At 67.1% G+C, this 23,455-nt stretch carries 29 protein-coding genes; 14 read left to right on the top strand and 15 right to left on the bottom strand.

Features of this window, described 5'->3' with window-relative positions; all coding sequences use genetic code 11:
• Nucleotides 1-43: 43 nt before the first annotated feature.
• Entirely contained in the window at nucleotides 44-469 is a 426-nt protein-coding gene (locus KPB06_RS26635) for an NUDIX hydrolase (RefSeq protein ID WP_060311179.1), read from the top strand.
• A 75-nt stretch (nucleotides 470-544) separates the two neighbouring features.
• Here KPB06_RS26635 and KPB06_RS26630 read toward each other — a convergent pair whose 3' ends face one another.
• On the bottom strand, nucleotides 545-757 hold the full coding sequence (locus tag KPB06_RS26630) for a hypothetical protein (protein ID WP_059583102.1): 213 nt from the start codon (nucleotides 755-757) through the stop codon (nucleotides 545-547).
• A 362-nt stretch (nucleotides 758-1,119) separates the two neighbouring features.
• On the bottom strand, nucleotides 1,120-2,061 hold the full coding sequence (locus KPB06_RS26625) for a LysR substrate-binding domain-containing protein (RefSeq protein WP_275905918.1): 942 nt from the start codon (nucleotides 2,059-2,061) through the stop codon (nucleotides 1,120-1,122).
• An 82-nt stretch (nucleotides 2,062-2,143) separates the two neighbouring features.
• Between KPB06_RS26625 and KPB06_RS26620 the strand changes: the two genes are divergently transcribed.
• Nucleotides 2,144-2,542, top strand: coding sequence for a nuclear transport factor 2 family protein (locus KPB06_RS26620; RefSeq protein WP_059582596.1), 399 nt, complete (start codon nucleotides 2,144-2,146; stop codon nucleotides 2,540-2,542).
• Between the two features lie 71 nt (nucleotides 2,543-2,613).
• Here the strand turns inward: KPB06_RS26620 and KPB06_RS26615 are convergent, their stop codons facing one another.
• Nucleotides 2,614-3,027 (bottom strand): winged helix-turn-helix transcriptional regulator, encoded by a 414-nt coding sequence (locus tag KPB06_RS26615; RefSeq protein ID WP_059583104.1) that lies wholly within the window; start codon nucleotides 3,025-3,027, stop codon nucleotides 2,614-2,616.
• 92 nt (nucleotides 3,028-3,119) lie between these two features.
• Between KPB06_RS26615 and KPB06_RS26610 the strand changes: the two genes are divergently transcribed.
• Nucleotides 3,120-4,079 carry an aromatic alcohol reductase gene (locus KPB06_RS26610; RefSeq protein WP_124658386.1) on the top strand — a complete coding sequence of 320 codons (960 nt, stop codon included), beginning with the start codon at nucleotides 3,120-3,122 and terminating at the stop codon, nucleotides 4,077-4,079.
• A gap of 52 nt (nucleotides 4,080-4,131) precedes the next feature.
• On the opposite strand, the gene KPB06_RS26605 is transcribed toward KPB06_RS26610, so the two are convergent.
• The 9 genes from KPB06_RS26605 to KPB06_RS26565 form a co-directional block, all read right to left on the bottom strand.
• Nucleotides 4,132-4,521, bottom strand: coding sequence for an HrpB1 family type III secretion system apparatus protein (locus KPB06_RS26605; protein WP_059583107.1), 390 nt, complete (start codon nucleotides 4,519-4,521; stop codon nucleotides 4,132-4,134).
• Nucleotides 4,522-4,596: 75 nt separating this feature from the next.
• The gene (gene sctT, locus KPB06_RS26600) at nucleotides 4,597-5,403 is read right to left on the bottom strand and encodes a type III secretion system export apparatus subunit SctT (RefSeq protein ID WP_059582601.1); all 807 of its coding nucleotides are present in this window, start codon (nucleotides 5,401-5,403) and stop codon (nucleotides 4,597-4,599) included.
• Nucleotides 5,404-5,454: 51 nt separating this feature from the next.
• Nucleotides 5,455-5,940, bottom strand: coding sequence for a type III secretion system protein (locus tag KPB06_RS26595; RefSeq protein WP_059582604.1), 486 nt, complete (start codon nucleotides 5,938-5,940; stop codon nucleotides 5,455-5,457).
• Between the two features lie 15 nt (nucleotides 5,941-5,955).
• A complete protein-coding gene (gene sctN, locus KPB06_RS26590; protein WP_226231606.1) occupies nucleotides 5,956-7,347 on the bottom strand; it encodes a type III secretion system ATPase SctN in 1,392 nt (463 codons plus the stop codon).
• A 51-nt stretch (nucleotides 7,348-7,398) separates the two neighbouring features.
• A complete protein-coding gene (sctL, locus tag KPB06_RS26585; RefSeq protein ID WP_275905919.1) occupies nucleotides 7,399-8,409 on the bottom strand; it encodes a type III secretion system stator protein SctL in 1,011 nt (336 codons plus the stop codon).
• The gene (locus KPB06_RS26580; protein ID WP_275905920.1) at nucleotides 8,403-9,158 is read right to left on the bottom strand and encodes a type III secretion protein HrpB4; all 756 of its coding nucleotides are present in this window, start codon (nucleotides 9,156-9,158) and stop codon (nucleotides 8,403-8,405) included. The genes sctL and KPB06_RS26580 overlap by 7 nt, the downstream gene beginning before the upstream one ends.
• Before the next feature lie 52 nt (nucleotides 9,159-9,210).
• Nucleotides 9,211-10,005, bottom strand: a complete 795-nt coding sequence (gene sctJ / locus KPB06_RS26575) for a type III secretion system inner membrane ring lipoprotein SctJ (RefSeq protein WP_099317280.1) — start codon at nucleotides 10,003-10,005, stop codon at nucleotides 9,211-9,213.
• A gap of 1 nt (nucleotide 10,006) precedes the next feature.
• Nucleotides 10,007-10,405, bottom strand: a complete 399-nt coding sequence (locus KPB06_RS26570) for a serine kinase (RefSeq protein ID WP_060311186.1) — start codon at nucleotides 10,403-10,405, stop codon at nucleotides 10,007-10,009.
• Nucleotides 10,406-10,433: 28 nt separating this feature from the next.
• A complete protein-coding gene (locus KPB06_RS26565) occupies nucleotides 10,434-11,003 on the bottom strand; it encodes an HrpB1 family type III secretion system apparatus protein (protein ID WP_059582619.1) in 570 nt (189 codons plus the stop codon).
• 373 nt (nucleotides 11,004-11,376) lie between these two features.
• Here KPB06_RS26565 and sctU point away from each other — a divergent pair, with 373 nt between their 5' ends.
• From sctU to sctS, 6 genes are read left to right on the top strand one after another with little or no spacing between them, the layout of a single operon-like run.
• On the top strand, nucleotides 11,377-12,435 hold the full coding sequence (sctU, locus tag KPB06_RS26560) for a type III secretion system export apparatus subunit SctU (protein WP_059582625.1): 1,059 nt from the start codon (nucleotides 11,377-11,379) through the stop codon (nucleotides 12,433-12,435).
• Between the two features lie 5 nt (nucleotides 12,436-12,440).
• Complete coding sequence (locus KPB06_RS26555; RefSeq protein ID WP_059583109.1) at nucleotides 12,441-14,417, top strand: FHIPEP family type III secretion protein; 1,977 nt, start codon at nucleotides 12,441-12,443, stop codon at nucleotides 14,415-14,417.
• Between the two features lie 16 nt (nucleotides 14,418-14,433).
• Entirely contained in the window at nucleotides 14,434-15,363 is a 930-nt protein-coding gene (sctP, locus tag KPB06_RS26550; RefSeq protein WP_059582628.1) for a type III secretion system protein SctP, read from the top strand.
• A gap of 7 nt (nucleotides 15,364-15,370) precedes the next feature.
• Nucleotides 15,371-16,495: a type III secretion system cytoplasmic ring protein SctQ gene (sctQ, locus tag KPB06_RS26545; RefSeq protein WP_059582630.1), complete on the top strand. Its 1,125-nt coding sequence runs from the start codon at nucleotides 15,371-15,373 to the stop codon at nucleotides 16,493-16,495.
• The gene (gene sctR, locus KPB06_RS26540; protein ID WP_059582633.1) at nucleotides 16,482-17,138 is read left to right on the top strand and encodes a type III secretion system export apparatus subunit SctR; all 657 of its coding nucleotides are present in this window, start codon (nucleotides 16,482-16,484) and stop codon (nucleotides 17,136-17,138) included. Before sctQ ends, sctR begins: the two co-directional genes overlap by 14 nt.
• Nucleotides 17,139-17,148: 10 nt before the next feature.
• On the top strand, nucleotides 17,149-17,412 hold the full coding sequence (sctS, locus tag KPB06_RS26535) for a type III secretion system export apparatus subunit SctS (RefSeq protein ID WP_059582636.1): 264 nt from the start codon (nucleotides 17,149-17,151) through the stop codon (nucleotides 17,410-17,412).
• Here sctS and KPB06_RS26530 read toward each other — a convergent pair.
• On the bottom strand, nucleotides 17,382-18,104 hold the full coding sequence (locus KPB06_RS26530) for a hypothetical protein (protein ID WP_226094070.1): 723 nt from the start codon (nucleotides 18,102-18,104) through the stop codon (nucleotides 17,382-17,384). The two genes, sctS and KPB06_RS26530, sit on opposite strands and share 31 nt — an antisense overlap.
• 54 nt (nucleotides 18,105-18,158) lie before the next feature.
• Here KPB06_RS26530 and KPB06_RS26525 point away from each other — a divergent pair, with 54 nt between their 5' ends.
• The 5 genes from KPB06_RS26525 to KPB06_RS26505 all read left to right on the top strand — a co-directional run bounded on the left by KPB06_RS26525 (nucleotide 18,159) and on the right by KPB06_RS26505 (nucleotide 21,024).
• Nucleotides 18,159-18,623, top strand: a complete 465-nt coding sequence (locus KPB06_RS26525) for a hypothetical protein (protein ID WP_226094071.1) — start codon at nucleotides 18,159-18,161, stop codon at nucleotides 18,621-18,623.
• An 81-nt stretch (nucleotides 18,624-18,704) separates the two neighbouring features.
• A complete protein-coding gene (hrpD5, locus tag KPB06_RS26520; protein ID WP_081068206.1) occupies nucleotides 18,705-19,778 on the top strand; it encodes an HrpD5 family protein in 1,074 nt (357 codons plus the stop codon).
• A gap of 23 nt (nucleotides 19,779-19,801) precedes the next feature.
• On the top strand, nucleotides 19,802-20,062 hold the full coding sequence (locus tag KPB06_RS26515) for a hypothetical protein (RefSeq protein WP_011660757.1): 261 nt from the start codon (nucleotides 19,802-19,804) through the stop codon (nucleotides 20,060-20,062).
• Between the two features lie 173 nt (nucleotides 20,063-20,235).
• Entirely contained in the window at nucleotides 20,236-20,445 is a 210-nt protein-coding gene (locus tag KPB06_RS26510) for a hypothetical protein (protein WP_006765597.1), read from the top strand.
• A gap of 123 nt (nucleotides 20,446-20,568) precedes the next feature.
• Complete coding sequence (locus KPB06_RS26505) at nucleotides 20,569-21,024, top strand: type III secretion system chaperone family protein (RefSeq protein WP_059582641.1); 456 nt, start codon at nucleotides 20,569-20,571, stop codon at nucleotides 21,022-21,024.
• 138 nt (nucleotides 21,025-21,162) lie between these two features.
• Here the strand turns inward: KPB06_RS26505 and KPB06_RS26500 are convergent, their stop codons facing one another.
• Together KPB06_RS26500 and KPB06_RS26495 are read right to left on the bottom strand one after the other, a co-directional pair.
• Entirely contained in the window at nucleotides 21,163-22,590 is a 1,428-nt protein-coding gene (locus tag KPB06_RS26500) for a secretin N-terminal domain-containing protein (RefSeq protein WP_059582643.1), read from the bottom strand.
• Nucleotides 22,587-23,372 carry a response regulator transcription factor gene (locus KPB06_RS26495; protein WP_059583117.1) on the bottom strand — a complete coding sequence of 262 codons (786 nt, stop codon included), beginning with the start codon at nucleotides 23,370-23,372 and terminating at the stop codon, nucleotides 22,587-22,589. Before KPB06_RS26495 ends, KPB06_RS26500 begins: the two co-directional genes overlap by 4 nt.
• Between the last annotated feature and the right edge of the window lie 83 nt (nucleotides 23,373-23,455).

Genomic DNA, 23,455 nt, shown 5'->3' with positions numbered 1-23,455 from the left:
GGCGCCGCTTGGCCGAACGATCGACGCTGGTTAGAATGGCGCCATGCCCCGAACGCCAGCGCCCAACACTGCCGCCGAAGCGAGCGCCGTCCCGATCAAGGAGCGCGCGACGGTCGTCTGCTACCGCGGCGAGCACGTCTTGCTCGTCGCGCGTGCGTCGTCGCGCTGGGCGCTACCCGGCGGCACGATCAAGCGCGGGGAGACGCCGCTCGACGCCGCGCATCGCGAGTTGCGCGAAGAAACCGGCATGACGGGCCACGATCTGGTGTACGCGATGCAGTTCACCGGGCTCGCGAAAATCCATCATGTGTTCTTCGCGGAAGTCGGCCCGGACCATACGCCGCAAGCGAACAACGAGATCGAGAAATGCAGGTGGTTTCCGATCGAAGGCGTCGAGGCGCTGCGCGCGAGCATCCCGACGAAACGCATCGTCGAACTCGTCTACAACCACGAAATCCGCAACGCATAGCACGTCGAAGGCGCGGGCACGCGCGAGCCGCCGGCCCGCCGGAATCGATTTTTTCGCGGATCGACGCGCGAACGCTCAGTGCAAGCGCTTTCTGCGCAGTTCGTGCGTGGAATAGACGACGAGGAAGATGCCCAGCATCGCGACGCCGAACGCCATGAAGTCGTTTGCGCTTCCCGAGCCATGCAAGGACTTCGGGAGGATGCCGAGACTCAACCCCGCCACCGCGAGAAGCAATCCTGCCGCCATACCCCACATCGGTCCGGCGGTCTTTTCGATTTTATTTTTCATACAGCACCCGTCTACGGTCAAGACCTGGTCGGTATCGGCAAAAAGCGCCGCATCTACCTTCAGTCATTCCACTATAGCCGGGAAATAATTCCCGTACGTCTAGTGCTTTTCCCGATCAAGTTTGCATGGACGCGGCCGTTGTACGGCGTCGGTGCGCGACGCGGGCGCGGCATGATCCTGCCCGGGAGCGTGAGTATCGATGGACCGCATCGGATTCGGCGCGGCATCCGCGGAATCGAAGCGTCGCCGCGGTGGCAAGCGCGGCATTTTCGACGGACGCAGACCCGCCGGCGGCGTTCCGTATCGAGCGTCGGTGGGCAGGAAGATCGGGAGGAATGCCGAATCGGTCGCTCACCTGTCGATCAGTCTTCTCGCGCAAGTCGCAGCAACACGTCGGCGAGCGCCCGAATTTTCGGTTGTTCCGCACGTTGCGGCGGATAGACGAGGAAGTACGACAGGCCGTCTTCAACCACCTCGTCGAACGGTGTCACCAGCGATCCGGCGCGGAGCCGGTCTCTTGCCATTCGTGGGTCGCCGATTGCAATGCCGTGCCCTTCCGTCGATGCCGCGAGCGTCAATTCGAGGGTATCGAATACCACCCCGCGTCCCGCATCGATCTGGCGCGCGCCAACGTGATCGAGCCAGCATCGCCACTCCGCATGGCTGGGCCCCGGATGGAGCAAATCGACCTGCGCAAGATCGGCAACGGATCGCAGCGATGTCGCCAAGGCGGGCGCGCACATCGGCGTGAGCCTCTCGGGAAATAGCGCTACCGCCTCCATGCCGGTCCATTGCCCCGTGCCGCGCACGATGACGGCGTCGACGTCGGACGTCGTGAAATCCGGCGTGTCGTCCGCGGATGTCGAAATACGCAGCTCCGTCCCGCTCATCGCACGATGAATGTCCGGCAGCCGCGGGAGCAACCAGCGAACGGCGAACGTGGACGGCAACTTCAACGTGAGCACCGCGGTCGCCCGTGCTCGGGAATCCGCGTGCTGGACCAATTGCGTGAGCACGTCGACCGCGACCGTCAGCAGTGCATTTCCTTCCGCGGTCAACGTCAGCCCCGATACATGGCGCACGAACAGTGCGCATCGATAATGCGTTTCCAACTGCTGTATCTGGCGGCTCACCGCGCCTTGAGTACGGCACAGATGATCCGCCGCCTTGCTGACGCTGCCGAGCTGCGCCGCGGCGACGAACGACTGAATCGCCGCCAACGGCGGCAGAGGTCGCGTCAGGTCGGCCAGCGGATATGCATGCGCCGCATACCCGGGTTGCAAATTTTTCGATTGTTCGGTCATCGGTGCGTCGTTATCGTGCGTCTACCGGATACCCCGCTCCTACGCATGAACGGGAGCGTCAACGAATGATCGGAGGATAATTTTGGGCTCAACGTCGGCATCACTCTATACGAAACAGGTTCGCACTTACCTTCGGGAGCTGGAGCGAGGCGATGTGGGCGCCATCTGCGCGCTATTCACGCCGGACGCGCGGATTTTTTCGCCGTTTCTCGGCTGGATGCACGCCGAACCCTTCTTTTCGAAGGTCGCTGCCGCATCGGGAGAAAGCAAGATTACACCGATCGATATCTGCGTCAGCACGACAGGCGCTCGACGTGCGACCGGTTACTTCATCTACGACTGGGCCCTGAAAGACGGTTCGGTGGCGCGCTTCGAGTGCGTCGACGTGTTCGAGTTCGACATCGCGGGGCTGATCGAACGGATGATCATCGTCTACGACACCCATCCGATTCGCAGTACGGTCGGCGACAAGTACGCGTGACCGAATCGATGTCGCGCGATACCGAGCGCCGGCATTTGTGCAGCGCCGCTCCACCGCCGCGGCGGCGTCGACTACGCGTTTGCGTCGCGGTGCTGCCTGTCGAAATTCCGCCTCGCTTCACGGAAGCGGTCCGCATTCTCGACGATCCAGGTCCACAGCGGGACCATGCGAACGAGCAGGTCCATGCCCGTGTCGGACAACTCGTATTCGACTCTGGGAGGGACTTCTTCGAAATCATGACGGCGCACGAGGCCGTCACGCTCGAGCTGCCGTAACGTGCGCGTCAACATGCGCTGAGTCACCCCGTGCATGCGCCTGCCGATTTCCGCATGGCGCAGCCTGCCGTACACGCCGAGCGTGTGCACGACACCGAGCGACCAACGGCTTCCGGCATGGGCAAGCACCTCCCGCCGCAACCCGTCATCATCGTCCCGCAGGCCGTCACACACGGTCTGCGAATATTGAAGAAGTTCATCTCGATCCAACTCTCTGGCTCCCAGTATCACGCGTGTGCCTTCTTTCATCCACGCCCACGCATTGCTAGACTGCCGCCACGCATTCCTTGATGGGCTAAACGATGAACCGAACAGATCCTGACGCTACGTCTCGAAACATTCTCGTGCTCGGTGCCGGCGAACTCGGCCTCCCGGTGCTACGCAGTCTTGCACGCCGGGCGAAGGACGTGACTGGCGCGAAGATCAGCGTGCTGCTGCGCGCCAGTGCCGTCGAATCCAGCGCACCCGCCAAGCGGCATGATATCGCGGAGATTCGGGATCTTGGGATCGAGATCGTCATAGGCGATTTCGTGAAGCGTTCCATCGATGAACTCGCTGTCTTGTTCGCGCGATATGACACGGTAATCGGTTGCGCGGGCATTACGGCCGGAATCGACACGCCGATGAAATTGGCACGCGCTGCATTGCAGGCGCGAATCCCGAGGTACTTCCCGTGGCAGTTCGGGGTCGATTTCGACGTGATCGGTCGCGGCAGTCCGCAGGACATCTTCGACGCACAGCTGGACGTGCGCGAATTGCTGCGCAGTCAGCACGACACCGAGTGGGTCATCATCTCGACCGGCATGTTCATGAGCTATCTGTTCGAGCCGGACTTCGGTGTCGTTGACCTGAAAAACGACACGGTCCACGCGTTGGGCAGCCTCGACACCGCCGTGACGCTGACGACGCCCGACGATATCGGCGCACTGACTGCCGAGATCGTGTTCGCCCAACCTCGTATCCGGAACGAGATCGTGTATCTGGCCGGCGACACCGTGACTTACGGTGAGGTCGCCGACAAGCTGCAAGCGGGCCTCGGCCGCCCTTTCAGCCGTGCGGTGTGGAGTGAGGCGTACTTGCTGGATGAACTGGCGCGGGACCCACACAACATGATGCGGAAGTATCGTGCCGCTTTCGCTCAAGGGCGGGGTGTCGCGTGGGACAAGCGCGGGACGTTCAATCAACGCCACGCCATTCCGGTCACCGACGTGGCATCGTGGATCGAGGCAAACCTTGCTTCGGGCCCCGGCGAGTCATCGTGAAACCGGCCGGCCGGGCAGACGGCCGGTCCCCGCTTGACGCAGCCGCGGGCGGCTATCCACGCCCGATCGCGGGCGCTGCGAGCAGCGCCTGGGCGGTGCGCGTCGCCATCGGGTCATCAGACTTGTACGCCGCCGCGTACGCATAGGTACGCCACGATGCATCGCCAAGTGCGTAAAGACAGACAGCCGCGAGCGCCATGCCGCGCGACGACAGCGTGCCGTCGCGCTCCACCCGGCGCAATTCGGTCAGCGCCTCGCCCCAGGCGCGTGCACGCACATGCCACCAGGCCAGCACCTCGCGCATTTCGCCGCTCCCGGGACGCAGCACCGCCATCGCATCGAGCAGGTCCTGAACATCCGAAAACGTATCGAGCACCGCACCGGCCCACAGCACGTGCATCATCCCCGTGACGATCGCGTTGTCGCTCAACGCCTCGATCATGTTTTTCTCCAAGCTTTTTCGGCCAATCGCCATCGGCGAACGCATACTTGCGCGCGCTCGAGCATTCACCGCGTTTCACTTGCCGCCCGCGAGCGCCCTCGCCTCGGCCGCGATGCCCACGAGCGACAGTTGATCGCGTACCTGATCGATGAAGATCGCCGCCATCAGGGCGAGCATCAGAATCGTGAGCGCGCCTTTCACGGGCTGCGCCAGCGACGGCAGATCGAGCTTTTGCGACACCTTCCCGGTAAAGCCGAAGCCGATGTCGATCAGCAGCAGCATCAGCATCATCGGCGTGGCCAGCTTCGCCACCGTTTCCATCAGCGAGTCGGTCTTCCCCAGCACGAACGATTCGAGTACCGCCCCCCCGGCCGGCGTGAGGTTCGCAAGCGGCCACCAGGTATACGATTCGTAGATCGCGCCGAGCAGAAACGTCATGCCGCCCAGACACCAGAACGCCGCGATCGCGAACTGGCTCAGGAGCGTGGAAGTCAGCGACGTCTGCTGCCCCTGGCTCGGGTTCTGCATCTGCAGTTGATTGAAACCGGTCAGATCGTCGACGTACGTGCCGACGCTTTCGGCGGCCCAGAACACCGTCGACGCCGCGAAGCCGAGGCCGACGCCGATCAGCGCCTCCTTCAACCCGATGCCCACGAGCATCGTCGCATCGCCCTGCTCGAGCAGGCCGCGTTGCCCGTACGCGATGAAGCTGCCCCACAGCAGCGCCAGCGCGGTGCGCACGCGGCCTTGCACGACGTTGTCGGACGTCGGCGGAAAAATCATCATCAGGACCATCAATCGTTCACTGCAAAGGCCGAGCACGATCAAAAACCTGACCAGCTGATGGCTCGATTCGATCGATGCGAATGTAATCTCGCTCATTTCAGTCACCTGTCGCTCAATGGATGCCGGCTGGCGAGCGCGCTCGCCGCTTCAAAACGCCGGACTGGGCCGGCGACTCTCCGATGTTTCCTCGTCCTGCGCGTCCTCGATCGCGAGCTCGATACCCTTGACGAGCGTGTCGCGCCGCTTGCCGTAGATGTCGATGCGGGCACGGTTGCGCAGGATCTCCGTGCGCAGCGCACCGATCTGCGCCTCCTTCGCCGCGAGCGCCTGTGCGGCCTGCGCCGCCCGGGCCTCGAGCATCGCGTGCTGCTCGGCCGCGTGCGAGCGGAATTCGCGCAGCTTCAGATACTCATTCGCCCGGAAGGAAACGCCGCCCAGCATCGCGTCGATCTTGCCGTCGTGCGCGGCGAGCTCGGCCGCATGCGCGCGCACCGCCGCGCGGCTTTCGTCCAAGGCGTCCATGAGCGCCTGCAGCTCGCCGCGCAAACCGCCGAGCGCCGCATTGAGCTTGCGATCGAGCTGGCGGCGACGCGAGAGCACGCGCTCGAACGCGGCAACGCGGCGGTCTTTCATCGCTTGCCTCCGGCATCAGGACTGCACGATCTCGCCGAGGGCCGCGAGCGTGTCGCTCGGGTCGACGAGCAGATCGGTCGGTTGGCCGAGGAAAGCCCGGATCGCGTCGATCTTCGCAATGGCTTCGTCGGCAAGCGCATCGGTGCCGCTCTGATACTCGCCCACCTGCAGCAGCAGTTCGACCTCCTTGTGCTTGGCCATCAGCCGCCGCACGTGCCCCGCCGCCGCCACGTGCTCGCGCGGCACCACCTGCGTCATCACGCGCGAAAGACTGCCGAGCACGTCGATCGCCGGATAGCGGTTCTGTGCCGCAATCTCGCGCGAAAGAATCATGTGGCCGTCGAGAATGCCCCGCACTTCCTCGGCGATCGGGTCGCCGCCCGATTCGTCCTCGGCCAGCACGGTATAAAGGGCGGTGATCGAGCCGAGCTCCGAACGGCCCGCGCGCTCCAGCAGCCGCGGCAGCTCGGCGAAGATCGACGGCGGAAAGCCGCGCCGCGTCGGCGGCTCGCCCATCGCCAGGCCGATTTCGCGCTGCGCGCGCGCGAAGCGCGTCAGCGAATCCATCATCAGCAGTACCCGCATGCCGCGGTCGCGGAAGTATTCGGCCACCGCCGTTGCCGCATAAGCGGCCTTCGCGCGCTCGATCGACGAGCGGTCCGATGTCGCGCAGACGACGACCGAGCGGGCCATTCCCTCCGGCCCGAGAATGTGCTCGCAGAATTCGCGCACTTCGCGGCCGCGCTCCCCGATCAACGCGATGACGTTGACGTCGCAGCGCGCCCCGCGCGCGAACATGCCCATCAACGTGCTCTTGCCGACGCCGGCCGGCGCGAAGATGCCCATGCGCTGGCCCTCGGCCAGCGTCATCATGCCGTCGACGACGCGCACGCCCGTCGGCATCGGGGTATCGACGACGGGCCGCGACATCGGATCGGGCGGATCGGCGATGACGGGCTGCCACTCGTCGCATTCGAGCGGCCCCTTGCCGTCGATCGGCTCGCCCAGGCTGTCGATCACGCGGCCGAGCAGACGGGGGCCGATGCGCAGCGAAAGCGGACGCCGGAGCCCCACCACGCGTGTCGCCCGGGACACGCTGCCGAGCCGGCCGAACGGCGAGAGCAGCGCGACGTCGCGCGAGAAGCCGACCACCTCGGCACGCTGCAGCAACGCGCCTTCGGGCGAACGCAGCTCGCATAGCTCGCCGAGCGTCGCGTCGAGGCCCGATACGCGTACGAGCGTGCCGATCACTTCCTGCACCTTGCCGCACGCCGCGGGTTGCGCGCCGGCGCGCAGTTCGCGCTCCATCGCCTCCATCAGCGCCGAGAAGCCGCGTATGGCCCGCGGCTGCGCGATGTGCGCCCCGCTCGCTTCATCGGTTCCGAAACTGTCCGCGCTGTCGATCATGGCGCTCCCTTCCTTGTCATGTGTTCTTCCACGTGCCGCGCGAAGGCCCGTTCAGATGGACATCGCGTCGGCGTCGGCATGCGCGGCATCGGTCCAACCCTCGTCGTGCAGGTCCCCCGCCGTTTGCAGGGCCGCGGCATCGTCCTGCCAACCTCCTTCGTCGCCGAGGTTGCCGCCATCGCCGCCGTCGCCGCCGTCGCCGCCCTCGCCGCCCTCGCCGCCCTCGCCGCCATCGCCGCCGTCGTTCGCGCGCGCATCCGGGTCCGCCAGATCCTCGCCGGCGAAACCGGCCTGCGCGTCGACCGCTTGTGCGTCATCCCCGGGCCGCGCATTCGGCGCCTCGCGCGAGGGCTCCTCCGCCACGCTTCGCACCGCGCGCGCCAGGGCGTCGCGCATCGCCGCCAGGTGCAACGACAGGCTCGCGTCGATCGCGCCCAGGTCGGTTTCGGCGACGCATGCGCCGGGCGCAAGCGTCGCGTCGGCCGCCACGCGCAACCGCACGGCGCGCCCGGCCTCGCGCCACGCCGCGGCCGCTTCGTCGAAGGCCGCGCTCGCCGCGGCCAGATCCGACGGATGAACACGCAGATGAACGGGGCTGCCGTCGGCGACGATCCGCTCGACCGTCGCGGCCGCGCGCGCGAAAAGCGCCTTGGGATCGGCCGACGCAACGATCTGCTCGACCGCCAGCGCGACCAGTTCGGCCAGCCGGTCCTGCTGCCCGGGCGCGAGCCGGCAGGCTTCGGCGTGCGCGGCCGCCGCGCGTTCGTGCCAATCGGTCAGCCCCCGCCGCAAACCATCGTCGTAGCCCCGCTCGGCCGCTTGCGCGAACTCACGCACCGCACGCTCGGCGAGCTCTTCCGCGCGGGCGCGGGCTTCGTCGAGCAGCACGCGGGCCTGGGCGCGCGCCGCGTCCAGCGCCTCGTCGCATTGCCGGCGCATCTCGGCGTACGCCGCATCGATCTCGACGATCGCCGCGAGGCGTTCATGACGCAGGACGTCCCCTTCGACTCCCACGCCGAGGTCCGTGCCTTCGGCCTGCGGATTGCGTAACCAGATCACCATGACCACTCCGGAAACAAGTCGGGCAGTTGCGAGACGATCGAAAGGCTCGGGCTCGAGCCTTCCGAAGACGGTAGTGACGGCGGCAACGAAAGGGACGGCAACGCCCCTTCATCGTCGCGCGCCGGCATGGCCCACCGCATGATCGCGAGCGGGCCGCCCGGCGCCCATCGGCAGTCGCGCTCGAAAAGCCGAAAGCCGAGCCACGCGAGGACGTCGCCATCGGCCGCGTCGAGCGGCACTTGCATGACCGATGCCGCGGTGTGCGCGCGCGCGGCCAGCGAGCGCGCCTCGCCCGCAAGCTCTCGCCCGCGCGCGAAGAGCAGATTGACGCCGCGCGCCCCGATCCAGGCCGTCAACTTCTCGCGACGCGGCCGGTCGATCCAGGTGCGCAATGGCTCCACCTGCTCCACGAGCGCGCGCAGGCGGAACACGGTCAGACAATCGTGCGCCGGCAGCAAGGCAAGCGCCGCTTCCGGCGCGTTGAACGCGGCAAGCGGCGGCACGGGCATGCCCCATTCGTCGAGCAGCGCATCGGCAAGCGCCTCCGCCTGCGCGGGGCCGCATGCGCCGAGCCGGTCTGCACAGGGCACGCGTGCAAGGCGCGCCGGATGCATCCAGTCGAACAGCGTACGCCGGCGCTGATGGTAGGCGGCCAGCCTCGCCGCGACGGCCGCCGGCGTCTCGCCGTTCGGGGCGGCAACGCTGTCGGCGGTTGCGTCGTATGCATCGGCTGCGTCGTATGCGCTCATCGTGTGCTCCCCCTGCTTGCCCTGCCGGCCATGCGATCGTTCGGATCGAAGCTCATGCCGGCGCTTTCGCCGCGCGCCCCGCCCGGCGCGCGAGCAGGCCCGCCAGTCCGCCGCCGCCCTTGAGCAGGTTGCCGCGCAAGAGCGCGAAGCCGCCGGCGATCATCAACAGCAGCACGCCGAGTGCGCCGCCCGCATAGACGATCCAGCCGTCCTGGCGATGCGGGTGGGCAGGTGGATCGAGCGCATCGGCCGGCACGCTCGTCACGCTGACCTGATCGTAGGTCAGCCCCTCTATGCTGTGCACGACCAGGTTCTTGATCGCCGGCGTCATCCGCTCGAGATTCGCGTCCGGCCGGTACTTGATGAAGACCGATGCGGACGACGGCTTGACCGACTGCGCGAGCGGATCGTTGTTCGGCAGCACGATCTGCACGCGCGCCACGACCACGCCGTCGATCTTCGACAACGTGTCGTCGAGCTCCTGCGACAAACCGTAAATGAAGCGCACGCGCTCCTCGGTCGGCGTCGAAACGAGCCCGTCCTTCTTGAACAGCGCGCCGAGGTCGTCGAATTTCTTGCGCGGCAGGCCGCGTGCGCGCAGCACTTCCACGGCATGCACGATCTGCTTTTCGTCGACGCCGACCGACCAGGTCTTGCCGCCATCGGGCGTGCTCTTTTGCGCGTCGACGCCGGACATCAGCAGCGCGGCCACCATTTCGTTGCAGTCGCTTTCGGTCAGTTGCCCGTAGAGCTCCTGCTTGCAGGCCGCAAGCGACAGCACGAGCGCCGCCACCGCGACGAGCCGCCATGCGGAGGGCGGCCTCGAAGGCACGAGGTTCGGTTTCATTTCACTGGTTCTTCATGAGCGTCTGCACGGCGTCCTTCGACGACTGCACGGTTGCCATCTTCACCTGCAGATCGGCGTTCAGGCTGGCGATCTCGAGCTGGATGGTCATGTCGGCGGCGGCAAGGCGCTCCATCGACAGCGCGCTCATGTGCTGAGTCATGTAGAGCACGTCGTTCGGCACTTGCCGGTAATAGTCCGCCTGCTCCTCGACCGCTTTCGTCACGAGGTCCGCGCGCTCGGTCGGGTGCAAGGCCGCCGCATGCTGGCGCCCCGAAGCCATCATCGCCTGGAATTTGTCGACGAGCGGCTGCGATACCGCGTCCGCGGTCGGCGCCGCGGGCGTCGTGCCGGTGACGCGGGCCAGTTCGTACTGGAGTTGCGATGCAGTCGTGATGCTCATTTCGTTTCTCCTGGTAGGGGCAACAGGCTCAGACACGCATGTACTGCATCGTCAGCAGCATGTCGCTGGATGAGGACGACGGCGTCGCGACCGCTTCGCCGTCTTCGGCATGCGCTCCGTTCTCGAACGCGAGCGCGGAATCCGGCGCAACGAAGCGGCCCGTGCGCTTCGCGGTCGCGACCGCCTGCTTCAGCTCCTCGCTCGCAAGCAGAACCTTCGCGAGCCGTTCAACCTCTTCGTTGCCGCCTTCCTCCAGGAGGCGCCGGGCCTCCTCCTGCCAACCGAACTCCTGGCGGGCCTTCAGGCACTGCAGCAACATTCCCTTGCTGGCCGGCACGCAGACCGAGCGCTCGACCAGATTGCGAAAGAGCCGTTCGGCCTCGCTCCATTCCTCGCGCACCATATGCAGCCAGCCGTCGAAAAACGCGAATTCGGCGGAATCCGGGCGCAGCAGATGCAGCACTTCGACGAGGTGCTCGAGATCGTCGATATCGACTTGCTCCGGTGTGCCTGCGCGGGCCAATGCCACCCTGACCAGGTCGACGACCGCGCCGACGACTCCCGATGGGCACTGCGGCCGATCCTTCAGAACGTCCATCCTTTCCCCCAAGGAAATCAGATTCGATCCGATGGGCCGCACCCGATGAGGCGTGGCCTTCCGTTGACGCTAAGTTACGCAACACGATGGATACGCCACGTGCCCGGCACGAAGTCGCACAACGAATTGCGAAGCGCCGCATGCGATGGGCGGCGGCGCGTGCCGCGTTCGCGGACGTCTTCGCGCGTGCCCGCCGCGCGGGTCGCCTGGCTCACGTGGCCCGCGCCCGAGCGACGCGCCGTCGCGCCGCCTTGCTTCGCAGCCCTCGTCCTTGCTTCGCATCGCCATCGCGCCGGATACAGCGGCGCCGCTAACGTTGCATCGGGGCGCCCCATCCCGGGTGCGCGCCTGCGACAAGCGAAGGACAGCGGTCATGAGCGACGAAAAAACCGAAGAGCCCACAGACAAGAAGCTGGACAAAGTCCGCGAGGAAGGCCAGGTCGCGAAGAGTTCCGACCTCGTCGAAGTCGCTTCGCTCGGCTCGATCGTGCTCGTGCTGACGGCGGGCCAGCACTATCTGGCCGATACGCTGCGCGCGATCGTCAAGGAGGCGATCGATTTCACTCACGGCGAGCGCGAGTTGCAGGACCTCTGGACCGTCCTCGTTCATGTCGGCCTGCAGGCGCTTGGCCTGCTGTGCGGGATCGCGGCCGTCGCGCTCGTCGCCGCCATCATCGCGCTCGCCCCCCAGACGGGGCTCAAGTTTTCGCTGAAAGCCGTCATGCCGAAGCTTGCGTCGGTCAGCCCCGGGTCCGGCTTTCAGCGCATCTTCTCGATGAACTCCGCCATCGACCTCGCGAAGATGGTCGGCAAGGCCGCGATTCTCGTCGCCGTCATGTGGCAGACGATCAAAAGCGCGATGCCCGTGGTGGCGAGCGCGCTCGATCACTCGGTACCGCAGTTGATCGGCGTGCTGTGGTCCGTGCTCATGCACGTGGTCGTGGTCGCGCTCGGCGTGTTCGTCGTCATCGGCGCGTTCGACTACAAGCTGCAGAAGTGGCTCTTCATCCGCAAGAACCGGATGTCGAAGGACGAGGTGAAGCGCGAGCACAAGGAGAGCGAAGGCAACCCCGAACTCAAGGGCGAGCGCAAGCGCATGGCCAGGGAGATATCGCAGGAAGGCCCGAAAGGCGGCGTCGCGCGCGCGAACGTCGTCGTGGTCAACCCGGTTCACTACGCGGTCGCGCTGCGCTACGACCCGGCGGAGTTTCCGCTGCCCGTCGTCCTCGCCAAGGGCGTCGACGAGCAGGCGCTGCGGCTGCGCCAGCAGGCCATGCACGCGCGCGTGCCCATCGTCGCGAACCCGCCCGTCGCGCGCATGCTGCACAAGGTGCCGCTCAATCAGCCGATTCCCGAAGAACTGTTCGAAGTCGTCGCCGCGATTCTTCGCTGGGTGGACGGCCTCGCGCCTCAAACCGCCACCACGGAGTAGTGGACATGTTCAAGACCATGAAACTGCCCGGCATCGGCGAGGCCGGCATCGCCGTCCTGCTGATCGCGATCGTCTCGCTGATGATCCTGCCGCTGCCTCCCGCGATCATCGACGGGCTGCTCGCGATCAACATCACGATCAGCATCACGCTGCTCATGGTGACGATGTATGTGGGCCATATCGCCACGCTCTCGGCGTTCCCGTCCGTGCTGCTCTTCACGACGCTTTTCCGGCTCTCGCTGAACATCGCGTCGACGAAGTCGATCCTGCTGCATGCCGATGCCGGCGAAATCATCGAAAGCTTCGGCCAGCTCGTCGTGGGCGGCAATCTCGTCGTCGGCCTCGTCGTGTTCGTCATCATCTCCGTCGTGCAGTTCATCGTGATCGCCAAGGGTTCGGAGCGCGTCGCCGAAGTGGGGGCCCGCTTCACGCTCGACGCGCTGCCCGGCAAACAGATGAGCATCGACGCCGACCTGCGCGCGAACATCCTGACGCCGGACGAGGCGCGCAGGAAACGCGCAAGGCTCGCCATCGAAAGCCAATTGCATGGCGGCATGGACGGCGCGATGAAGTTCGTGAAAGGCGATGCGATCGCCGGCCTCATGATCACGATGATCAACATCGTCGCGGGCATCGCCGTGGGCGTCGCCTATCACGGCATGTCGGCCGGGGAGGCGGCCAACCGCTTCTCGGTCCTGTCGATCGGTGACGCCATGGTCTCGCAGATTCCCTCGCTGCTGATCTCGGTGGCCGCGGGTGTCATGATCACGCGCGTGGACGAAGGCGGCGACCATGGAAATTCCTCCCTCGGCGAAGACATCAGGCGCCAGTTCACGAGCAGCGCGCGCGCGCTGTTCTTCGCCGCGCTGTTGCTGCTCGGCTTCGCCGCCGTGCCCGGTTTTCCGGCGGCGCTCTTCGCGCTGCTCGCCGGGCTGCTCGGCTTCGTCGGCTACCGTCTGCAGAAAAAGCAGGATGGTCCGGCCAAAGGCGCCGGCAAGCCCGTCGGGGCACTGCAGCGCGCCGGCGCCAAGGGCGACGCGCCGTCGATCCTGCCACGCCCGCCGCAGTTCACGTGCCCGCTCGGCGTGCGCCTCGCAGCCGATGTCAGCGCGCGTCTCGCGGCCGATGCCCTCGACCGCGCGTTCGACGCCCAGCGCCACGCGCTGCAATCGGCAGTCGGCCTGCCGTTCCCCGGCATCATGATGTGGACCGACGGCACGCTGCCCGAAGACAGTTACGAGGTACTCCTCTTCGACGTGCCGCAAGGGCGCACGACGCTCGCCGAAACGCGCGCGGTACACGCGGCGGCCGACGGCGGCGCCGCGGACGCGCCAGCCGCCGCGGCGACACCGGAAGCATTGATTGCACGCCACACGATCGACCTGCTGCGGCGCAATGCCCATCTCTTTCTCGGCATTCAGGAAGCGCAATGGATGCTCGATCAGCTCAACGAGGACTACCCGGGCCTCGTCGCGGAGGTACAAAAGGCACTGCCGCTGCAGAAGATGGCGGACGTGCTGCGCCGGCTGCTGGAGGAAGAGGTGCCCGTGCGCAATATCCGCAGCATCACCGAAAGCCTGATCGTCTGGGGACCGAAGGAGAAGGACATGCTGATGTTGACCGAATACATCCGCATGGAGCTCGGCCGGCTCATCGCCTATCGCGCGACGGGTGGCGTGCGGGATCTGCCCGTCGTACTCGTCGACGTTCAGGTCGAGCAGCACATCCGGCAGTCGATCAAACAGACCCCCACGGGCAACTTCCTCGCGCTGCCGCCCGACGAAATCGCCCAGCTCGTCGGCAAGATCGCTGACATCGTCGGCGATACGCCGCGGCAGCCGCTGGCGCTCGTCGCCTCGATGGATATCCGGCGCTACATCAAGCGCATGATCGAGGCGCGGCTGCCCTGGCTGCCCGTGTATTCGTACCAGGAGCTCGGCTCGCACGTCGATCTCCAGCCCGTCGGCCGCCTGGCGATGTGATCGAGCGAGCCCCGCCATGCATTCCTCCGCCCCTCATCGCGCCCGCGTCATCGCGGCGCCGGCCACGCACACCGACCCCGCACCCGAGATGCCGGCCGCGCAGTTGAGCCGCCAGGCCGCCCTTTTTCAGCGCCTGCGCGAAGGCGTGCACGCCGGCGCGTCGGAAACGCCCGGCGACGAGCAGCCATGCGCCGCGCCGGCCGAGCCTTCATTCGCCGAGCAAGCCGATCCGCGCTATCCGGTCGCCGGGTTCGCCGCGGACGAACATCGCGACGATGCCGGCAGCGGCGAGCGCGACGACGACGCGCCGGCCGGCTCCGGCGACGAAGGCGACGACGCTGCCGCGCATGGTCGATCGGCAGCGCCGATTCATCCGCCCTTGCATTCGACGATGCGCCTGCCGGTGCATTCGGCCATGCAGGGGTTCATGCACGTCCCGGCATATTCGACGATGCCCGCACCGATGCCGATGCCGGCGCGCGGCGCGGCGCCGCTTTCATCGCAGTGGCCGCCCAACGCACCGCCCTCGACGGCCGCGCCGGACATGCCGCACATGCCGCGCGTACACGCCGCGGGCGAGCCGCAGCGCCCCACAGCGGGCGGCCCGCACGTCGTGGCCGCCGTGCGGGCACCGGCGCGCACGGGCCAGGACATGAACCGGTTCGTCGATTCGATCGTCGCCGAGGTGTCGGACTTCTGCGCGAATCCGATCGTATTCGAAAGCGGCGACTGGCAGATCACGATTCCCATCGATCCGGCGCTGCTGCCTGGCTGCACGTTGAGCCTCGCGCTTTCGCATTTCCAATTGACGCTTCGCTTCGACACCACGGACGCACGCTCGCGCGAACTAATCTCACAGCATGCGGCGACGTTGCGCACGAGCCTCGAGGAAGTGATGCAAAACCGCTTCGACGGCGCGCGCAGCGTCGAGATCATCGTCACGTAAAACCAATATGGATACCACACGAACGCTACTGACAGACCACGCCGAGGCAGGCGCCCAAGCGCCGGCGGCGGCCGTCTTGCTCGATCCCGCGCGGCTGCCCGCGCTTGCGGCCGCCACCGCGCGCCTGCATCGGCTCGCCGTCGACGAGCGCCTGAGCGCACTGCTCGCTCACACGCTCGGCGTGTCGGCCTTCGGCGTCGGTACGCACGATTTCGTGGCGCCGGAGCGCGCCGCCGTCGTGCGCGTGCGCTGGGGCATGGAGACGGCCGCGGTGCGCATCGACGTCGGACAGCACGCGGGGCTCGCGAGCGTCGTCGCGTCGGACGAGCCCGTGAACGAGCGCTTGCGCCATGCCGTGTGCGCCATCCTGCTCGATCCGCTGCGGCGCGCGCTGCAAGCGCTCGGCTTCGACGGCGTGGAAATCGTCTCGCTCGAGCGGGCCGCGCGTGCGCCGTTGAACGCGCCTTGCTGCGCGCTCTCGCTGCGCGTGGGCGATAGCCGCTTCGATGCGGTGATCGAGCACATCGACGGCGGCTGGCTCGACGCGCTCGAAACGCTCGTGGCCCGGCAATGCACGCCGTTCGCCACCCACGTAAGTGAGATCGCCGTACCGGGCCGGCTGCGGATCGGCGAGAAAACGATGAGCGTGACGACGCTCGATTCGCTGCGCGCGGGGGACGTCATCTTGCGCGCCGTACCCGAAGCCACCCGCGCGCTCTTCGCGAGCGAGCGTTCATCCGCCCCGATGCAAGTCGTCTGGGGCCGCTACGGGACGCGGCAACTGCGCGCCGTGGCAGACGTCACCCACCATCTGATGACCTTGAACGAGGACCCCACCATGAGCCATGAGACGCAGTTCAACGCGCCGCTTACCGATTCGATCGACACGCCCGTCGACATCAGCCAGCTGGACCTGCCGCTGAAGCTCGAGATCGACACGGTGTCGATGCCGGTCGCGCAGCTCTCGGCGCTGCGCGCGGGCTACGTGCTCGAGCTTCCCACCGCGCTGCCCGATGCGCGCGTGCGGCTCGTCACCTACGGGCAGACGATCGGCTTCGGCGAACTCGTGAGCGTCGGCGATCATCTCGGCGTGCGTCTCGTTCAGCTGTCGCGCGGCCATGGTTCAGTTTAGCGATCTCACCGGGCTGCTGATCACCGTCGTCGCGATCAGCCTGATCCCGTTCGTCGCCATGGTCGCGACCTCGTACGCGAAGATCGTGGTCGTGCTCGGGCTGTTGCGCAACGCGCTCGGCGTGCAGCAGGTGCCGCCGAACATGGTGCTCAACGGCATCGCGGTCCTCGTGTCCGCGTACGTGATGGCGCCGATCGGCATGCAGGCCATGCAAACCATGCAGACGATGCACCGTACCCCCGGCAGCGACACGTCGCTCGTCGTGCTCGATGCATTCGATGCGGCAAAGGAGCCGTTTCGCGCCTTTCTGAAGAAGCACGCGCACGAGCGCGAAAAGCGGTTCTTCGTCCGCTCGGCAGCCGTGGTCTGGCCGAAGGACATGGCGGCGAAGATCCGCGAGGACGACCTCATCGTGCTCGCCCCGGCCTTCACGCTGACCGAGATGGCCGACGCCTTCAAGATCGGCTTCCTGCTGTACATCGCGTTCATCGTTGTCGATCTCGTCATCGCCAACGTGCTGATGGCGATGGGCCTGAATCAGGTCCAGCCGACGAACGTCGCGATTCCGTTCAAGCTGCTCCTGTTCGTCGTCATGAGCGGCTGGTCCACATTGATTCACGGTCTCGTCATGACCTATCGCTGAGGCACGCGCCATGGAAACCGATACGCTCGTTCGCATCACCTCGCAGGGGCTGCTGCTCTGCCTGTCCGTCTCGATGCCGGTGGTGGCCGTCGCCGCCCTCTCCGGCCTCGCGATCTCGTTCGTGCAGGCCATCACGTCGATGCAGGATCAAAGCATCTCGTACGCGGTGAAGCTCGTGGCCGTCGTGGCCACCGTGCTCATGTTCGGCGCCTGGGGCGCCGCCGCGATCCTGCGCTTCGCCAATCAGATCATCACGCTCGCGGTGCCGTCGTGAATTCGCCGATCCGCAACAACCACGGCCACCACGCCGCCGATCTCGCGCAGCAGGCGCAGGCCGGCGCCGAGCACATGGGGCAGATGACCCAGGCGCGCGGCTTCACGGGCGTGAAGGTGCAGCACACGAAGATGCAGCGCGCGCGCATGCAGCACAACAAGATGCTCGCCGCCGCTTTCTACCGCGGCAAGCGTTTTGCCGAAGGCTTGCACAAGCCGCCGCCCCCTTCCGCGCAAAAGCTGATGCGCCAGCTCGGCCAACGGCCGCGGCCGGCGGGCTCGGCGAAGGCGCAGGGCAAAGAAGCATCGGCTCACGAACGGCCGGACGATCAGCACGCGCTCGAGCCCCGGCGCGAGCACGAACACCCGCACGAGCGCGAACGCAAGCACGAGCAGGGGCAGCAGCAAAAGCACGGACAGCAGCAAAAGCGCGAGCGCGATCAGCAACACGGCGACGGGCAGCAACAGCATCGCAACGGCCATGGACACGATCGCGGCTCGAATCAGCAGGGCGAGGAGCATGGGCAGCCGCAGCAGAGTGGGCCGCGCGACGGGCAGCCTCGGCGCGACGGCCGTCAGTCCGGCGAAGGCCGCGACAAACCGCGCAAGTTCGCGATCGGCAAGGCGGGCCGGGCCAAGGCCGCCGCGCGCAGCCAGCCGCTCGCGGCCACGATGCAACTGCTCGCGGCGCAAAAGCTCGGTGCGCCGGACTTGCCGGCCGAACTCGCGGCGGCGTGCGCGAAGGAGGTGCTGCGGCTTGCCGCGCAGATCGAGCTGGGCCCCTTGCTGGCCGTGCCGATGCTGCTCGCGATGCGTTCGCCGATGGCGCTCCGGCGCAATGCTGCCCGGCTTCACGCGCACCGCGACGCGGCACTGATGCAAGGCGCGGCGACCCCGGGCAAGGCCGCCGCGGTGGCGGGGCTTCTCGGCGTCGCGCTCGACAACACGCTCGCGCGCCAGCGCGCGGGCATCGAATACACGTACGACGATCAATCGATCGCGGCAGTGAAGCAACGCATTCTCGACACGCAAGCCGCGCTGCCGGCCCGCGGGGCGCCAGCCGGTGCCGCCGTCACGGGCGGCGCGACGGGCGGCGCGATCGGGGATCAAACCGGCGCCGCGCGGCAAGGAGCGGCCAAGCCCGCGGCCGGCGCTTCGGATAAGACGTTCGAAGTTCGCATGGCGCCGGCTGCGACAGCGGCTAAACCCTAAACTGATTCTGACGGTCGAGGCTCGGCAGCCCGATGCGCGAAGCAGCGCAACGCCGGAGCGGCGACCCGCAACAGCAACCGCATGACCCACGTCGGATACACGGATACCACGATCATGAAAGCGCTTCGAGTACTGACCGGCACCCACGCCGGAGCCCAGGTCCGGCTCACGAGCGGCGCCTACCGGATCGGCGCCACCGAGCACGCCGATGTCTGCATCAGCGACTGGACGGTCGAGGACATCGAGCTTTGCGTGGGCGAGGACGGTGTGGCGCGGATCCGCTCGGCGAACGGCGATGAGGTGCTCGTGGCGGACTTCGTGGCCGTGCCGTTCGGCGACGTCGTGCTTTGCGTGGGCCCCGATGGCGAAGCCTGGCCGCGCGATCTCGATTTGCTGGCGGGCCTCTGGAAGACGGCCGAGCCGCCTGCCGCCGACACCGCGGCGCAGGCCGACGCGGATAGCGGCGCGCAGGATATGGACCCGGCCCATGCCGACGAACCCGGCGCCGGCCATGCGCCGGCCGCTTCGCCGAAGGTGCCCTGGCGCACGGCGGTGCTGGCGCTCGCCTGCACCGCCGCGATCGGCGGCATCGCCGTGGCCGGTGTGATGTTCGCGGGCACGCAGTCGAGCGAGGCGGCGAGCGTGAGGTTCGACGCCGACGCGCTCGCACGGCAGTTGCAGGAGGCCCTGCACCGCGAAGGCCTCGGCGATCTGCAGGCCATGGCACGCAAGGACAGTGTGGCGGTGCGCGGCATCGTGACGAGCAGCGACGAAAGCGCGAAGGCGCAGCGGATCATGGACAGCCTCGCGCGCGGCAAGGTGCGGCGCGAATACGACGTCGCGCAGCAGGATGTGGACAACATCCAGCAGTCGCTCGCCGGCACGGGCGCGGCAGTGAATTACCAGGGCCACGGCATCTTCCGCGTGAGCGGCAGCGTGCAGTCGATGACGACCTTCCGCACGCTGATCGCAGGTATCAGGGCCGACCTCGGCGACAACGTCAAGCGCGTCGACGTGGATGTCAAGGAAGCGCAGGCGCTCGCGCCCGATGTCGAGTACACGGCCGTGATCGCCACGGGCGGGCTGCGTTACATCGAGACGCCCGACGGCACGAAGCATCTGTTCGCGAGCAGCAAGGACGAAGCAAACAATTGACCTCGACCACCAAAGGAACCGACATGTACGACGCATTGCTTCCCATCGCGCAGGATCTGAACGCGCTGGACGCCACGCTCTCGGCGCCCGACGGCGCGCAACGGGTCGCGCGCATCGCGGCGGCCTTCGACGAAACCGCGCGCCGGATCAGTACGGCCACGCAGTCCGCGGCCGACGAGCGCGAGCGGCTCGATCTGCAAAAGCTTTATCGCGGGATGATCGCGGCGCGCCGCATCGTGCTCACGCTGCAGGAGCGCCACAGCGCCCGCGGCGCGGCGCTTTGACCGCATCCGCGGCGATACGCAAGACGGTTGAACAGTTTGCAGTTGCAGCATCCGGCTGCGCGTCAGCCGGCCCGGACCGGCGGCCATCACGGCCAAGGGTCTTTTACCGAAGCATCACGCGTCAACCCACAGCAGTGCTTTTTCCATCACTTTCTTGATAAGGGGAATACATCATGTCTTCATCGATCGGAAGCTCGGGCGTCTCGCAAGCCGGTTCGCAAAACGCCGACATGGTCGGCCAGATGCAGGCCATGGCCAACCAGAACAACGCGATGACGATGGCCGCGATGCAGATCAACATGCAGCAGCAGGAAACGTCGGCGCTCGCCTCCGTGGGCAACAACGGCGCGAAGAACATCGCCGACGCCGCGAAGGGCCAGTAAGCCACTCGCCTTGCCGCAGTCCGTTCGCGCGAGGGGCACGAAAGCGGAAAGCCCTGCTTTCCGGCTACGTGCCCCCGCGTTTTTGCAGCCGGGCCGCCCTATTTTCGCCGGAGATTGCCGCCCATGAGCAGGGAACGTTTCGTCGAGTTGATTCACGAGGTTTGCGCGGTGGTCGGACTGCCCGACGCCGAGTATGTCGTCGAGACGCAAACGCTCGAGATCGAAGGGTTCGACGTCCATCTCAATCACCACGAGACCGACCCCGATTCGGTCTATGTCAGCTTTCATTACGGCGCCGTCACGCCCGGCCGGTCGCTCGTCGTTTTCCGGCTCATGCTCGAGGCCAACCTGCTCATCTACGCGCAGGACCAGGCGCAACTGTGCCTCGAATCCGATACGGGCAACGTCGTGCTGCTCGTCCATCTGCCGATGGGCCCGACCATCACCGGCGATTATCTCGCCGATCTCTTCTCGCACTACGCCGAACACGGCCGCTACTGGCAGAACAACATCCTCGAATCGCCCGACGAAATGTTCGAGGGCATCGCGTCGGGCAATTTCATGTGGCTGCGGGCGTAACCCCGGCGAGCGCCAGCGCGCCTCGGGCAACGGGCGCATCCGCGCGCGTCGATGCCTGACTGACCAGCCGTCGCATCCGTTCGGACACGGCACGTCGCCTCACCCTCACGCCATCGCCGGCGCTCATCCGATCGGCGGCTATGCTGCCACGCGCGGTATCAGCAAGACGAGGCGGCGGCGCATACCGCCCTCTCCCGCACTGCCGGAATCGGTATCGTCCGCGCGACGCGCGACATCGCCGTTGTACGGCGCCGGTCCCTCGATGACGAGGCACTCGCCCGGCGCCAGGCTTTCGTCGACGGCCCGATAGCGGCGTGCATCGCCGCGGCGCCCCAGTTCCACGCGCAAGCCGATACGCGGCATCGACGCGGCGCCTTCGACCGTCGGTGCAATCGACAGCCAGAGATCGCGGGCGCCGTCATCGGGCAGGTCATCCTCGTCGCGGCGCGCGAGACGTGCCTCGTGGCGATCGATGACGGCCGGCGAGCGGTCGTGCGTGAGCGCCGTTTGCGACACCTCGATTTCGGCGCGGCCGCTCCCGGCCAATGCCTTGAGCTGCGCGAGCAGCGCGCGGCCGCCGTCGGGCGCGATACCGGCATCGCGGTGCTCGCGCGCGGCCGCCGTCGCCTCCTGCGCACCTGCCCCGCCGGCCATGGCCGGCGGCAGTGCGGGCCGCAACGCGTCGAGCGCGTCGCCATCGACGTCCACCACCCACGTCTGGACCGATACGAGCTGCGCACGCACGTCCAGGCTCGCGACGAGCGCGCCGTCGGCGTCGATGCGCTCGGCCCGATCGCGTATCAGGATGGAATTCGTGGTCGCATCCGCTTCGATCGCCGGCAGCGCCGCATCGAACTCGACGATCCGCGGTGCATCGGAAACGGCGGGCCCGCTCGCGACGGCCGGGCGCTCGAAACGGCGCCGCAACAGCGTGGCCACACCGGGCACGACGAGCGTGCGGCCATCGACCACGCGCGTTTCGTCGGCGGCATTCGCGGCACTCAGGCGAAACACCCGCACGGACAAACGCACGCGCTTTCGCGCGTCGCGCTCGAAGCGCTCGGCCGCGGCACGAATACGCTCCACGTAGGTCGCCGGCCCGCGCACGTTCACCGTTTGCGCGCCGGCATCCACCGTCAACGGGAAGTGCGTATCGGCAAGACCCGCCTGCTCGAGCGACGCACGCAGCGCATTCGCGGAAAGGAAGTGAGGCCGGATGGCGACATGCGCCTGCTCGTTCGCGGGCGACACGTGCAGGACCGCGCCGTCGTAGTACCAGACGAATCCGTACGAACGGCTCATGACGTCGAGAAAACGCTGCGGCGGCATCGCGAAACGGCCGCTCACGACGCCGTCCACTTGACCGTCGATGCGCAGGGCAACGTGCTGCCCCGCCGCGAACGCATTCAGGACCTCCGCGAGGCCCGCGCCGTTCGTCACGTAGACGAAGCGCGCGCCGGGGCCGCCGGCCCACGCCATGCTCGCCGCCTGCGCGTGCACGGCGGCCGCGCAGACGAAGGCCGCGACGGCGCCGCGTGCGAGCGTCCGCATGCGGGCCGCGCTCATGCGGCGCCTTCCGGGGACGCACCGGCGCCCGACGCATCGGCGCCCGACGCACCGGCGCCCGACTGATCCACATCCGGCTTGAGGGTCAGGCGGTAACCCGTCGCATAGACCGATTGCACGGTCCAGCCGACGCCGGCCGCCTTCAGGCTCGCACGCAGGCGGCTCACGTACATGTCGACGGAGCGGCTTTGCACGGCCGCATCCCAGCCCCAGACCACGCTCATCAGATCCTGCCTCAGCACGACGGCGCCCGTGTGCCGGGCGAGATGCCAGAGAATGTCGAACTCCTTGGTGCCGAGCTTGTGCGCCACGCCCGCCACCACGAGCGAGCGCGCCTGCTGATCGAGCGCGCATTCGCCGTCGACGAACATCTTGCGGCCCTGCACGTTCATCGGCGCGAAGCGCCGCAGCAGCGCGCGCATGCGCGCAAGCAGCACCTGCCTGTCGTAGGGTTTCACGAGATAGTCGTCGGCACCTGCATCCAGTATGCGCACGATGTCGGACTCCGCCGAGTGCACGGTCTGAAAAATCACGGGCATGATCGATTGCGAACGGCTGCGGATCTTTTGCAGCAGCTTGTCGCCGGAAACGCCCGGCAGGTCCCAGTCGAGAATCGCGAGATCGGCCCACTGCTCCGAGAGAAACTGCTGCGCGTCGAGCCCGCTGTGAAAAGCGTCGATGTGGTAGCCCTCGCTCTTGAGCCAGGAATGGATGAGCGCGTGATGCGCGACGTCGTCCTCGACGAACAGAATGCGTACGGGTTTGCCTGCAAGCGATTTCATATGGGCCTTTGGTTCCAACGGCCGCGCGGGAGCCGGCGCCCGGTCCGCGCGACGCGTGCCAAACGAATACGGGCCGCGCTCCG

It is taken from the genome of Burkholderia semiarida (genome assembly GCF_029268935.1).
In the GTDB taxonomy this organism is placed as follows: Bacteria; Pseudomonadota; Gammaproteobacteria; order Burkholderiales; family Burkholderiaceae; genus Burkholderia; species Burkholderia semiarida.
Note: the sequence above shows the minus strand (reverse complement) of the source record. Positions and strands in the feature narration are given on the sequence as shown.